We start from the raw sequence: 12,030 nt of genomic DNA, 5'->3' as shown, positions 1-12,030 counted from the left end.
GCATAAAAAAACCAGGCGGACAAAGCGCCTGGTTTTCATTGGGGGAGCAAAGCCGGTGGCTGCGATCAGCTGGCCTTGATCTCCAGCATGTTGCTGACGTTGTTCACGCCCTTGACGGCCTTGGCAATGTCGCCGGCGCGCATCTTGAGCGCATCGCTGGGCACCGAGCCGGTCAGCGTGACGGCGCCGGCCTTGGTGTCCACGTCGATCTTGAGGGCGGAAATATCGGGTTCCTTGATCAGGTCGGCCTTGATCTGGGCGGTGATGCCTGCATCGTCGAGCGCGGCGCCTGCCTGGCTCATGGCGTTGTTGGTGGCCGTTTCGGCCTTCATCGCGCCTTCCTCGATCTTGGTGCCGGCGCTGCTCATGGCGTTGTCGATCTTCTGGCCTGCGCTTTGCGCGGCCTGCTGGGACTGCTGGACGGCGGAGTCGAGCTTCTGGCCGGCAGTGTCTTCGGTCTTTCCGCATGCGGCGAGGCCGAAGGCCAGGGCGGACACGGCGAGGATGTGGCAGCAGCGTTGGGTGATGAAAGTCATGCGGTTACTCCTTGAATAGTTGTGAGGCGGTCAACACAGGCCTCGACTTTATTTATGGCCCTGGGACAAACCCATACGACGCCGACGCAAGCGCCTGTAGGACAAGCCCGAACATCCCGGCACCATCCAGTTAGCATGACAATAGCGGCCATGCATTCCCTGGCGCGCTGGTTTCCCTTCCTGGCATGGCCCAAACCCTCGGCAGCCGTGCTGCGCGGGGAGTTCTGGGCAGGTCTCACCGTTGGTCTGATGCTTCTGCCCCAGGGCGTGGCCTATGCGGCGCTTGCCGGCATGCCGCTGATCACCGGCATTTACGCCTCCATCGTCCCTGCCCTGGTGGCCGTGATGTTCAGCGGCTCGCCGCGCCTGGGTGTGGGGCCCACGGCCTTGAGTGCACTGCTGATCGGCGCCTCCCTCACGGGCCTGGCCGAGCCCGGCTCCGCGCACTGGGTGGCCCTGGCCGCCTGGATGGCGATTTTGTCGGGCCTGGTGCAGTGGTCGCTGGGCCTGATGCGCGCCGGCTGGCTGCTCAACCTGGTGACCTCGCCCGTGCTCACGGGTTTCACACAGGCGGCAGCGCTGCTGATCCTGGCCTCGCAGTTGCCCACCCTGCTGGGACTGCGTTCGACCTGGAGCGCGGTCTGGAACACGCCTTCGCTGCAGCTTTTCGACTGGCAGTCCATCCTCTACGGCATTGCCAGCATTGCGCTGCTGGTGCTGGCCAAGCGCTGGCGCGCGGCCTTTCCCTCGGCCATCTTCATCATTGCGCTGACCGGCGTGATCAGCTGGGCCACGGACTTTGCCGATGACGGTGGCGCCGTGGTCGGCCACCTGCCGGCAGGCCTGCCCAGCTTCCAGTTGCCGGGATTGCTGAGCTGGGACGAGTTCGGCGCCCTGGTGATGCCGGTGCTGGTGATCTCGCTGGTGAGCTTTCTGGAGACGGCCTCCAGCGCCCAGGTGGAGCACCAGCAGGCCGGCACGCGCTGGAACGAGAACCAGGACCTGGTCGCCCAGGGGCTGTCCAAGATCAGTGCAGGCCTGTTCGGCAGCTTTGCCACCAGCGCCTCGTTCTCGCGCTCGGCCGTGAACCTGCTGGCCGGCGCCAAGACGGGCTGGTCCAACGTGTTCTCCATCCTGCTGGTGGTCATCGTGGTGCTGTGGTTCATCCCGGCGCTGTACCACGTGCCCAAGGCAGCGCTGGCGGCCATCGTGATCACGGCCGTGGTCAACCTGGTCAAGCCGCGCGTGCTGCTGCAGTTGTTCAAGGTGTCGCGCGTGGAGGGCAGCATTGCGCTGGCCACGCTGCTGCTGACCATCGTCACGGCGCCGCGCATGTACTGGGGCGTGTTCGCGGGCATTGTGCTGAGCCTGGGCTACTTCCTCTACCAGCGCCTGCATCCGCGCATCATCGAGGTGGGCCAGCATCCCGACGGCAGCCTGCGCGACCGCAACCTCTGGCAACTGCCGCCGCTGGCGCCGGGCCTGCTGGCCCTGCGCATGGATGCCGAGCTGGACTTCGGCTCGGCCTCGGCACTGGAGCGTCGTATCGGTGACGAATGGGCGCTGCGCCCGGAGACACACCATCTGTGCCTGCTGGCCCAGCCCATCAACCGCATCGACGTGACGGGCGTGGAGACCTTCGTGCGCCTGCAACTGCTGGCGGCCAAGCGCAGCGGCGTGCTGCATGTGGTGGGCCTGAAGCTGCCGGCCGAACAGGTGCTGCTGCGGGCGGGCGCCCTGCACCGCGGACCGCACCTGCGGCTGTACCGCACCGATGCGGAATTCCTCGCCGCCCTTGCCCTGCCGCCGTTCGTGCCTGCACCAGGATCAACATCTGTTACCTCCGATGGTGCAAAAGTCGATGCCGGCGCGGCGACAATCGAGCCTACACACTGATACACTTCACTGGCTTTTCATTCAGCCCTCCGTGACTGCCCCCGCATCCCACCAATCCGTATACCTGCGCGACCTGCGCCTGGCCACAGCCCACGCGCTGGTTACCCACGCTGGTGGGGCGGTCCATCTGCCCACGGATTCGCCGACGCGATATCTGCAGGCGCTGATCGATGAACTGTGCTCGCTGTCGCTGCGCGACCCGCTCACGGGGCTGGCCAACCGCCGCCATTTCCGCACCATTGCCGAGCGCGAGATCGACCGCGTGGCGCGGTCTGGCGAAGCGGCCCTGATGCTGATGCTGGACATCGACCATTTCAAGCAGATCAACGACCAGCACGGCCATATCGTGGGCGACCGGGTTCTGCAGTCGGTGGCCCGTACCCTGACCAATTGCGTGCGCCCCATGGACACGCTGGCCCGCTACGGAGGAGAGGAATTCGCCATCGTGCTGCCCGCCTGCCCTGCGACCTTCGGTGTCTCCGTGGCCGAACGCATACGCAGCGCCATCGAGCGCATGCCGGTCGTCATCTCACCCACGCTGACACTGCAGATCACCATCAGCATCGGCGGCGCCTATGCGCTGCAGTGGATACGCAGCACCACGACCCTGTGGACCGAGCGTGCCGACAAACAGTTGTACCTGGCCAAATCCGCCGGCCGCAACCGCGTGCACATTGAAGAACAACCTGACAGTACGGTAAGCGCGGAGGAAAAAAGCCTGCTTTTCGGACCTTTGTATGCCCCGTCCCCGTTTGACAATGGGCTGAATCCAGATATTGCAACCGATGTGGACCCCGAAGATGGACTCCGCTGATAGCCAGGTGGTAAGCGACAACGCCATTCCCCACCCCTCCCTGCCCGCTGCCGTTCCGATGAGCGATGCCGTGCGCGCCAAGCCGCGCGGACACATCATCGCCGTGACCAGCGGCAAGGGCGGCGTGGGCAAGACCTTCGTTTCGGCCAATCTGGCCGCAGCGCTGACACGCCATGGCCTCAAGGTCCTGGTGCTTGACGCCGACCTGGGTCTGGCCAACCTGGATGTGGTGCTCAACCTCTACCCCAAGGTCACGCTGCACGATGTATTCACCGGCCGCTCCTCGCTGGAGGAAGCCATCCTGCCCGCGCCTGGCGGCTACTCGGTGCTGCTGGCCGGCTCCGGGATGATCGAGTACTCGCGGCTCACGCCCGAGATCCGCCAGCAGTTCACGCACACCATCGAGACACTGGCCCCGCGCTACGACATCGTGCTGCTGGACACCGGCGCAGGCATCTCGGACGTGGTGCTGTTCTCCGTGTCCATGGCCACCGAGGTGCTGGTCATCGCCACGCCCGAGCCCACCTCGCTGACCGATGCCTATGCGGCCATCAAGGTGCTGGCCATCCAGCAAAAGCGCCAGCAGATCCGCCTGGCCATCAACCAGGCGGCACGCCCCGGAGATGGCCGCGCCATCACGGGTCAGCTGCAGCAGGTGCTCAACCGCTTTGTCAACACGGCCTCCGGCGAGCCATTGCGGCTCACGCACCTGGGCGATATTCCGTCCGACCCGGCCGTGCGCGAGGCAGTGATGCGCCGCCAGTTGCTGCTGCAGTCCATGCCCGGCGCACCGGCTTCGCTGGCAGTGGCCCAGCTGGCCAATAAAATCAAGGCCCTGCTGGTGTCGGGCGGCTGATCGGGCCGCCTCTCGCCGGCGCCCCGATCCAACCCGCGGCCTGTGCCGCACCCGCCTGCCTGCCCGTGTCCGACATCCTCAATATTTCCTGCTACAAGTTCACGCCGCTGCCCGATGCAGCGGCGCTGCGCGACACCCTGGCCGAACGCGCCCAGGCCCTGGCGCTCAAGGGCACCATCCTCCTGGCCGAGGAAGGCATCAACTTCTTCCTGGCCGGCCCCGCACAGGCGGTGCACAGCTTCGTTGACCAGCTGCGCGCCGATGAGCGCTTTGCCGACCTGGCCCCCAAGGAAAGCTGGTCCGACACCGTGCCGTTTCGCAAGATGCTGGTCAAGGTCAAGCGCGAGATCATCCGCATGGACCACCCTACCATCCGCCCGGCAGAGGGCCGCGCGCCATCGGTCAGCCCCGCCACGCTGCGCCGCTGGCTGGAACAGGGCCACGATGACGAGGGCCGCGAGGTGGTGACGCTGGACACGCGCAACGACTTCGAGGTCGATGCCGGCGCCTTCAAGGACACCATCGACTGGCGCATCACCAAGTTCACCGAGTTCCCGCCCGCGCTGCGCGCCCACAAGGCCGAGCTGACCGACAAGACCGTGGTCAGCTACTGCACGGGCGGCATACGCTGCGAGAAGGCCGCCATCCTGATGCGGGACGAGGGCCTGGAACATGTCTACCAGCTGGAAGGCGGCATCCTCAAGTACTTCGAGGAAACCGACGGCGCCTTCTATGACGGCGGCTGCTTCGTCTTTGACGAGCGCCGGGCCGTAGGTGCGGACCTGGCCATCACGCCCTTGGCTCCGGCAGAGCCGCTGGAGCCGATACAACCGACAAGCCCGCCAGGCAAGGCTTAGGCCTTCAGCCGCAGCGCCTGCTGCGCCACGCGCTCGCCGAACACGCGCGCCGTCTCCAGGTCGCCCGGCAGCATTTCGGCGGCCGAGGCATCCGAGGCCGATTGCGCCATGGCACCGCTGAAGGCGCCTATCCAGTTGAGGTCATTGCGCTGCGCGGCGCGCGCGTTGGACGGCAGCATGCCGCTGCCCACCCACAGGCCACCATGCTGCATGGCCAGCTGGAACAGATAGTCCAGCGTGGTCTGCTTGTTGCCGTTGACGCTGGCACTGTTGGTGAAGCCGGCGAATAGCTTGTCCTTCCAGGCCTGCACGAACCATGGCTTGGAAGAGGCATCGGCAAAGCGCTTGAACTGCCAGCTCGGCCCGCCCATGTAGGTGGGCGATCCAAAGACGATGGCGTCTGCCGCCGCCAGCAACTCCCAGCCACCCGCAGGCAGCTGGCCGTCGCTGTCGATCGACAGCATGCGCGCGCCTGCGCCGTCTGCCACGGCCTGGGCCATGCGCTGGGTGTGTCCGTAACCCGAGTGGTAGACCACCACGATATCTGCCATACAAGAAATCCAATCCTCGAACGCCCTGCGCAGCCACAGGCCAGCCAGCGCCGCATTCATCAATCCATCCACGCCAAAGGGCCCCGCAGCGCTGCTGCGGGGCCCACTCAAGACAGTAGCCTAACAAAAATCAGGGCATGGCCAACGCTGCCCGACCCACTCAATGGCGGCGCGCATCCACGCTCCAGCCGCCGGCACCGTGGGCGGCAAAGCCCAGCAGGCCGCCAGTCACGGCGATGTTCTTCCAGAACAGCAGCTGCTGCATCATGGCCGCGTCGGCCGGCACGCTCCAGTAGGCATGGAAGAAGAAGCTGGCCACCAGCGTGAAGAACGCCAGCACCAGGGCCGCCCAGCGCGTGCACCAGCCCAGCAGCAAGGCCAGGCCGCCGACGATCTCCACCACCAGGGCAATGGCCACGCCGATCTGCGGCATGGGCATGCCTACCGATGCGGCATAGCCCACAGTCCCGGCGAAGCCTCCGATTTTCTGAAAGCCCGCAGGCACGAACATCAGCGCGATCAGGATGCGGCCGGCCAGCGCCAGCGGGTTGCTCAGACGGTTCAACATGATGGGTACTCCTCGTGAATCTTCAGAGCGTGCTGTGCACGCTCTCAGGCTTGCAGATCGAAGACCAGGACCTCGGACTGTTCCCCGTCGTGCAGGCGCAGTCGCGGTTCATTCTCCACAAGGGCCGCATCGCCCGTTGTCAGCCGTTGCCCATTGACGCTCAGCGTGCCGCGCACCAGGTGCACATAGGTCTTGCGGTCGGCGGGCAGTTCCAGTTCGGCCTGCTCATCGCCGTCGAACAGGCCTGCATAGAGGCGGGCATCGGCATGGACGCTGACCGAGCCATCCGCGCCATCGGGCGAGGCCACCAGGCGCAGCCGGCCGCGCTTTTCCTCGTCGGCAAAGGCTTTTTGCGCATAGCCGGGCGCAATGCCCGTCTCGCTGGGCAGCAGCCAGATCTGCAGGAAATGCGTGGTCTGGCCCGGTGCGTGGTTGTGCTCGCTGTGCACCACGCCCGAGCCGGCGCTCATGCGCTGCACCTCGCCGGGCGAGATGGTCTGCTCGTTGCCCATGCTGTCCTTGTGCGAGAGCCGGCCTTCGAGCACGTAGCTGATGATCTCCATGTCCTTGTGGCCATGGGAGCCGAAGCCCGTGCCCGGGGCGATGTGGTCCTCGTTGATCACGCGCAGGTTGCCAAAGCCCATGTGGCGCGGATCATGGTAGCCCGCAAACGAGAAGCTGTGGTGCGAGCGCAGCCAGCCATGGTCGGCATGGCCGCGTTCCCGGGATTTGCGCAGGGCGATCATGTTTTTGTCCCTTTCCAACGTATCAGATCTTCGAAACTCTTGCGTCGATGGCTCCACTGTAGAAGCCGCTGCCGCAGGCAAGGCGCAGCAGGATTGATGGCATCATTCAAAGCTTTTGAAGCCATAACGCCCCATGCCCAGCCCCCGCGACGTGCTCACCCCCGACAGCCTGGCCATGCTCCAGGCCATTGCCGAGGCCGGCAGCTTTGCCGCCGCTGCACGCCAGCTGGGCCTGGTGCCCAGTGCCCTGACCTACCGTGTGCGCCAGATCGAAGATGCGCTGGACGTGCTGCTGTTCGACCGCCGCTCGCGCCACGCCCAGCCCACCGAGGCCGGCCGGGAGCTGCTGCGCGAGGGGGTGCGCCTGCTGCATGAGATCGACACCGTGGCGCATCGCGTGCGCCGCGTGGCCACGGGCTGGGAGCCGCACCTGACCATCGTGGTCGATGGTGCCGTGGCGCGCACGCCGATGCTGGAGCTGGTCGAGGCCTTCTACGCCATGCAGCCACCCACGCGGCTGAAGCTGCGCGACGGCATCCTCACCGGCACGCTGGAGACGCTGACCTCGGGCCGGGCCGACCTGGCCATCGGGGTGGCGGTCAACTCCAGCAACGTAGCGGGCCTGCAGGCCTGCGAGCTGGGCGAGCTGGACTTCGTCTTTGCCGTGGCGCCCCACCATCCGCTGGCCACGGCGCCCGAGCCCATCACCGACGCCACCTTGCTGCAGCACCGCATCATCGCCGTGGCCGATTCAGGCCTGCGCGACAGCGCCAGCATGGGCCTGCTCAGCGGCCAGGACATCTTCACCGTGGACTCCATGCAGGCCAAGATCGAGGCCCAGGTGCGCGGCATAGGCTGCGGCTTCCTGCCCCATTTCATGGCCGATGTGTATGTGCAGGCCGGCCTGCTGGTGACGCGCCAGGTCGCCCGGCCCTCGCGCAACGTGCGCGTGCACTACGCCTGGTCCGGCGCGCCGCAGCAGGTCCCGCCGCGCGCGCTGCAGTGGTGGCTGCAGCAGTTGGAGAGCCCCGCCACGCGCCGCGCTCTCATGGAAAATCATCACCGACATTGAGCTGGCGCACGCCGCCGGGCGGTCTTCGCGGGTGTAGAGTGGTTACAGGTCCCGGCCTGCCACGCCGCTGCGGTGGAGCAGGCCGGAAAGGACATGCTTCCCGGAATCTGCCACTGCCCGCAAAGGTCTGCTCCATGAACGCTTCCCGCGCTGCCTCCAAGTCCACGGTCAAGAAAAAGGCCACCAAGCCCCCCGAAGCCTCCAAGGCGCGCCCCAAGGCCGGCGCACGCCGCATTGCCGTGATTGGCGCCGGCATGGCGGGCCTGGCCTGCGCACGCACGCTGATGCAGGCCGGCCACGATGTCCATGTCTACGAGCGGCTGCCCCAGGTGGGCGGGCGCATGCGCTCGGTCAACGCCGCGCATGGCGCCTTCGACATCGGCGCGCAGTATTTCACCGTGCGCGACAAACGCTTCGAGCTGGCCCTGCAGACCGTGCCCGGCCTGTGCCGCCCCTGGAGCGTGAGCACGCTGCGCGTGCTGGATGCGCAGGGCCGCCAGTCCAGCGCTGCACCCGCACCCACCGAAGCCCATTGGGTGGCCACGCCCGACATGCAGGCCCTGCCGCTGGCCTGGGCCGCGCCGCTGTGGGATGCCGACCGCCTGCACCTGGGCCAGCGCGTGACCAAGCTCGAACGCCAGCCCGGGTCGCACGGCTGGAGCCTGCATGTGGAGACGACCGAGCCGACCACGCAGATCCGCACGGGATTCGATGAAGTGATACTCGCCCTGCCCGCTCCACAGGCGCGCCAGTTGCTGCAGACCACGCCCCTGGCCCTGTCGCTGGTGCAGGGCATGGCGGCCGTGGAAATGGCGCCCTGCTGGGCGCTGACGCTGTCCTACCCCATGGCCACCGAGGCCGGCCTGTCCACCCTGGGGCCGCAGTGGAATGCAGCCCGCACCACGCATGAGCGCGCGGTCTGGGTGGCACGAGAATCCTCCAAGCCGGGCCGCTCCCAAAGCGAACGCTGGACCGTGCTGGCCAGCCCCCAATGGTCGCAGGAGCACCGCGCCGACGACGCCCCGCGCGTGCTGGCCAAGATGCAGAAGGCCTTTGGCGAGATCACGCGCATCCGCATCCCTCCCCGCCATGCCAGCGTCTACCTCTGGCCCCATGCGCAGACCCTGTCGCCGCTGGGCCGCAGCCATTTGCGCAACAAGGATGCGGGCCTGGGCCTGTGCGGCGACTGGTGCATTGGCCGCCGCGTGGAGGATGCCTTTGTCTCGGGACTGGAAATGGCCCTGGCGTTGGTTGCGGACTGAACCAGGCCACCAGGTCCTGGCAGGGGGCGGCGCAAGGCCTTAACATCCGGCCCCGATGATTCCCGCCGCCCCTGAATCCGCCGAGACCGGCTCCGCACCCGCCCCATCCCCGTATGTCGGCCGTTTTGCGCCCTCACCCACGGGCCTGCTGCATGCAGGCTCCCTGGTGGCGGCGCTGGCCAGCTGGCTGGATGCACGCGCCCATGGCGGCCGCTGGCTGGTGCGCATCGAGGACATAGACCCTCCGCGCTGCCAGCCCGGTGCCGACACCGCCATCCTGAACCAGCTTGCCACCTGCGGCCTGCTGCCGGATGAAGAGCCCGTCTGGCAGTCCCACCGCCACACCTTCTACGAAAGCGCACTGGAGCGACTCAAGGCCGGCGGCCTGGCCTATCCCTGCGGCTGCACGCGCAAGGACATCGAGGCAGCCTGGGAAAACCTGGGCTGGGTCCATGAGCGCCATGTGGAGCGGCCCTACCCCGGCACCTGCCGCGACGGCCTGCACGGCAAGAGCGCCCGGGCTTGGCGCTTTGCGCTGGACCGCTTCACCCGCCACGACCCCGTGCTGCACTGGCAGGACCGCCGCTTGGGCGCCCAGCAGCAGGATGTGATCCACGGCGTGGGCGACTTTGTTCTGCGCCGGGCCGACGGCCTGTGGGCCTACCAGCTCGCCGTGGTCGTCGATGACGGCCTGCAGGGCATCACCCATGTGGTGCGCGGCGCCGACCTCGCCGACAATACGCCCCGCCAGATGCTGCTGCAGCGCGCCCTGGGCATAGGTCACCCGCAGTACCTGCACACGCCGCTGGTGCTCATGCCCGACGGCGAAAAGCTTTCCAAGCAGCACGGCGCCCCTGCACTGGACCTGAGCGCCCCCGTGACCGCGCTGCGCACCGCAGCCGCCCACCTGGGACTGCCCCAGCCATCACCCCAGGCCGCATTGGGCGAAGCGCTGCAGTTCTGGGTCAGGGGCTGGCGCCATACATACAATTGAGCCCGTGAACCCAATTTCTTCCCCCCAAGCCGAGCAGTCCATGGACGGCGATACCCCGAACACCATGTCCGCTGCCCCCGGTGCGCCGCACGATTCCTCTTCGCCCTCCACACCTGCGGCCGCCCGTACCGGCCAGCCGCCCGAGGGCGTGGCCCATCCCAAGACCATCAAGAGCTATGTGCGCCGCGCCGGCCGCACCACGACAGGCCAGGCCAAGGCCTTCGAGGAGCTTGGTCCGCGCTTCGTGCTGAACTACCAGGCCGCGCCGCTGGACGCCTCGGCCACCTATGGCCGCCAGGCACCCCTGATCCTGGAGATCGGCTTCGGCATGGGCGAGGCCACGGCGCACATCGCGCGCGTGCGCCCCGATGACAACTTCCTGTGCTGCGAGGTGCACGAGCCCGGCGTGGGCGCCCTGCTCAAGCGCATTGGCGAGCAGGACATCTCCAACATCCGCATCCTGCAGCACGATGCCGTCGAAGTCATCGACAACATGCTGCCCGAGGCCAGCCTGGACGGCATCCACATCTTCTTCCCCGATCCCTGGCACAAGAAAAAGCACAACAAGCGCCGCCTGATCCAGGAGCCTCTGGTGGCCAAGCTGGCACGCCGGCTGCGTCCCGGTGGCTACATCCACTGCGCCACCGACTGGGAGCCCTATGCGGTGCAGATGCTGGAAGTGCTGGGCGCGGAACCCCTGCTGGCCAACACGGCCGAAGGCTATGCCGCCAAGCCCGACTACCGGCCGCTGACCAAGTTCGAAAACCGTGGCATCCGCCTGGGCCACGGTGTGTGGGATCTGGTGTTTGAGCGCCGCTGAGCCGGTCGCGCCCTCTTCCAATACAAGGCCTCGCATGCAGCCATTGCTACAGAATCTGGTCGAGATGACGGCCCACAGGGACCATCTGCGATTGGAAATCTCGGTGCTGTCCACCCTGTTCAAGCTCAATGGCGTGGTGCAGGTGCGGGCGCTGGAGCTGTTCGCCATGCCCGACGGCAGGCACTGCGTGCGTGCGCGCACCTGGAGCCAGGGCGATCAGGTCATGTCCACCGATGCCGAGGCCTTGTATGACCCGCAAAGCGTGGAGCTGGCCTCCATGCCCGCGCTGCAGCAGGCGCTGCAGCAGCGCGCCCTCATCGCCTCGGCCGTGCAGCCCGATGGCCAGCACGTGCTGTGGCTGCCGCTGTGGCGCCAGGAGACGGCCTACCACTGCCTGGAGATCACGCAGTCCACGGCCTTCTCGCCCAGCCGGCTCGATGTGATCCAGGGCATCTTCGGCGTCTATCACAACTACCAGAGCCTGCTGGACTACAGCGAACGCGATGCGCTGACCGGCCTGCTCAACCGCAAGACCTTCGACGAACAGTTCCTGCGCCTGTCGCTGCAGGAGGCGCCGATGGCCATGCCGGGCGTGGCCACGGAAGACGTTCCCGGCCAGTGGCTGGCTGCCATCGACATCGACCATTTCAAGCGCATCAACGACCGCTTTGGCCACCTGTATGGCGACGAGGTGCTGATCCTGGTGGCCAACATCCTGCGCAGCTGCTTCGACGCCAAGGACCGTGTGTTCCGCTTCGGCGGCGAGGAATTCGTGGTGCTGCTGCGCTCGGTCAGCCTGGTCAATGCCCGCAAGGCGCTGGAGCGCCTGCGCCACGACGTGGAGAGCTACGAGTTCCCCCAGGTCGGCCGCATCACCGTGAGCACGGGCTTTGCCGCCATGGGCACGGGCGCACCCGTGGAGGTGCTGGGCCATGCCGACCAGGCCCTCTACCACGCCAAGGAGCATGGCCGCAACCAGACCTGGTACTACGGTGATCTGATCACCCAGGGGCTGCTGGCACCCCAGGTGAACAGCAACGATATCGAACTGTTCTGAG

Annotated in this window: 13 protein-coding genes; 9 read left to right on the top strand and 4 right to left on the bottom strand. The window is 66.9% G+C overall.

The window, feature by feature from the left end:
• Positions 1-65 precede the first annotated feature (65 nt).
• On the bottom strand, positions 66-536 hold the full coding sequence (locus tag DELCS14_RS13810; RefSeq protein WP_013802176.1) for a BON domain-containing protein: 471 nt from the start codon (positions 534-536) through the stop codon (positions 66-68).
• A 150-nt stretch (positions 537-686) separates the two neighbouring features.
• Between DELCS14_RS13810 and DELCS14_RS13805 the strand changes: the two genes are divergently transcribed.
• The 4 genes from DELCS14_RS13805 to DELCS14_RS13790 all read left to right on the top strand — a co-directional run bounded on the left by DELCS14_RS13805 (position 687) and on the right by DELCS14_RS13790 (position 4,959).
• Complete coding sequence (locus DELCS14_RS13805) at positions 687-2,432, top strand: SulP family inorganic anion transporter (protein WP_013802175.1); 1,746 nt, start codon at positions 687-689, stop codon at positions 2,430-2,432.
• Positions 2,383-3,246 carry a GGDEF domain-containing protein gene (locus DELCS14_RS13800; protein WP_013802174.1) on the top strand — a complete coding sequence of 288 codons (864 nt, stop codon included), beginning with the start codon at positions 2,383-2,385 and terminating at the stop codon, positions 3,244-3,246. The genes DELCS14_RS13805 and DELCS14_RS13800 overlap by 50 nt, the downstream gene beginning before the upstream one ends.
• Positions 3,233-4,102, top strand: coding sequence for a MinD/ParA family protein (locus DELCS14_RS13795; protein ID WP_013802173.1), 870 nt, complete (start codon positions 3,233-3,235; stop codon positions 4,100-4,102). Before DELCS14_RS13800 ends, DELCS14_RS13795 begins: the two co-directional genes overlap by 14 nt.
• A 65-nt stretch (positions 4,103-4,167) precedes the next feature.
• Positions 4,168-4,959: a sulfurtransferase gene (locus tag DELCS14_RS13790; protein ID WP_013802172.1), complete on the top strand. Its 792-nt coding sequence runs from the start codon at positions 4,168-4,170 to the stop codon at positions 4,957-4,959.
• Here DELCS14_RS13790 and DELCS14_RS13785 read toward each other — a convergent pair.
• The 3 genes from DELCS14_RS13785 to DELCS14_RS13775 all read right to left on the bottom strand — a co-directional run bounded on the left by DELCS14_RS13785 (position 4,956) and on the right by DELCS14_RS13775 (position 6,824).
• Positions 4,956-5,510: a flavodoxin family protein gene (locus tag DELCS14_RS13785; RefSeq protein ID WP_043796746.1), complete on the bottom strand. Its 555-nt coding sequence runs from the start codon at positions 5,508-5,510 to the stop codon at positions 4,956-4,958. The two genes, DELCS14_RS13790 and DELCS14_RS13785, sit on opposite strands and share 4 nt — an antisense overlap.
• Positions 5,511-5,670: 160 nt before the next feature.
• Entirely contained in the window at positions 5,671-6,078 is a 408-nt protein-coding gene (locus DELCS14_RS13780) for a DoxX family protein (protein WP_013802170.1), read from the bottom strand.
• A 44-nt stretch (positions 6,079-6,122) separates the two neighbouring features.
• A complete protein-coding gene (locus DELCS14_RS13775) occupies positions 6,123-6,824 on the bottom strand; it encodes a pirin family protein (RefSeq protein ID WP_013802169.1) in 702 nt (233 codons plus the stop codon).
• Positions 6,825-6,957: 133 nt separating this feature from the next.
• On the opposite strand from DELCS14_RS13775, the gene DELCS14_RS13770 reads away from it, so the two are divergent.
• The 5 genes from DELCS14_RS13770 (at position 6,958) to DELCS14_RS13750 (ending at position 12,029) form a co-directional block, all read left to right on the top strand.
• Positions 6,958-7,896, top strand: a complete 939-nt coding sequence (locus DELCS14_RS13770; protein WP_013802168.1) for a LysR family transcriptional regulator — start codon at positions 6,958-6,960, stop codon at positions 7,894-7,896.
• Positions 7,897-8,030: 134 nt separating this feature from the next.
• The gene (locus tag DELCS14_RS13765; RefSeq protein WP_013802167.1) at positions 8,031-9,158 is read left to right on the top strand and encodes an FAD-dependent oxidoreductase; all 1,128 of its coding nucleotides are present in this window, start codon (positions 8,031-8,033) and stop codon (positions 9,156-9,158) included.
• Between the two features lie 55 nt (positions 9,159-9,213).
• Positions 9,214-10,152 (top strand): tRNA glutamyl-Q(34) synthetase GluQRS, encoded by a 939-nt coding sequence (gluQRS, locus tag DELCS14_RS13760; RefSeq protein ID WP_013802166.1) that lies wholly within the window; start codon positions 9,214-9,216, stop codon positions 10,150-10,152.
• A gap of 40 nt (positions 10,153-10,192) precedes the next feature.
• The gene (gene trmB / locus DELCS14_RS13755) at positions 10,193-10,972 is read left to right on the top strand and encodes a tRNA (guanosine(46)-N7)-methyltransferase TrmB (RefSeq protein ID WP_012205875.1); all 780 of its coding nucleotides are present in this window, start codon (positions 10,193-10,195) and stop codon (positions 10,970-10,972) included.
• A 34-nt stretch (positions 10,973-11,006) separates the two neighbouring features.
• A complete protein-coding gene (locus tag DELCS14_RS13750; RefSeq protein WP_013802165.1) occupies positions 11,007-12,029 on the top strand; it encodes a GGDEF domain-containing protein in 1,023 nt (340 codons plus the stop codon).
• The last annotated feature ends 1 nt before the right edge of the window (position 12,030 follow it).

Origin of the sequence: Delftia sp. Cs1-4, from assembly GCF_000214395.1 — a bacterium.
Classification (GTDB): Bacteria; Pseudomonadota; Gammaproteobacteria; order Burkholderiales; family Burkholderiaceae_C; genus Comamonas; species Comamonas acidovorans.
This window is presented reverse-complemented; position numbering and strand designations above follow the sequence as displayed.

Coding starts and splice junctions, on each gene's coding strand:
- DELCS14_RS13750 (WP_013802165.1), top strand. CDS start 11,007: ATGCAGCCATTGCTACAGAATCTGGTCGAGATGACGGCCCACAGGGAC.
- DELCS14_RS13810 (WP_013802176.1), bottom strand. CDS start 536: ATGACTTTCATCACCCAACGCTGCTGCCACATCCTCGCCGTGTCCGCC.
- DELCS14_RS13780 (WP_013802170.1), bottom strand. CDS start 6,078: ATGTTGAACCGTCTGAGCAACCCGCTGGCGCTGGCCGGCCGCATCCTG.
- DELCS14_RS13775 (WP_013802169.1), bottom strand. CDS start 6,824: ATGATCGCCCTGCGCAAATCCCGGGAACGCGGCCATGCCGACCATGGC.
- DELCS14_RS13795 (WP_013802173.1), top strand. CDS start 3,233: ATGGACTCCGCTGATAGCCAGGTGGTAAGCGACAACGCCATTCCCCAC.
- DELCS14_RS13765 (WP_013802167.1), top strand. CDS start 8,031: ATGAACGCTTCCCGCGCTGCCTCCAAGTCCACGGTCAAGAAAAAGGCC.
- DELCS14_RS13800 (WP_013802174.1), top strand. CDS start 2,383: ATGGTGCAAAAGTCGATGCCGGCGCGGCGACAATCGAGCCTACACACT.
- DELCS14_RS13785 (WP_043796746.1), bottom strand. CDS start 5,510: ATGGCAGATATCGTGGTGGTCTACCACTCGGGTTACGGACACACCCAG.
- trmB (WP_012205875.1), top strand. CDS start 10,193: ATGGACGGCGATACCCCGAACACCATGTCCGCTGCCCCCGGTGCGCCG.
- DELCS14_RS13770 (WP_013802168.1), top strand. CDS start 6,958: ATGCCCAGCCCCCGCGACGTGCTCACCCCCGACAGCCTGGCCATGCTC.
- gluQRS (WP_013802166.1), top strand. CDS start 9,214: ATGATTCCCGCCGCCCCTGAATCCGCCGAGACCGGCTCCGCACCCGCC.
- DELCS14_RS13805 (WP_013802175.1), top strand. CDS start 687: ATGCATTCCCTGGCGCGCTGGTTTCCCTTCCTGGCATGGCCCAAACCC.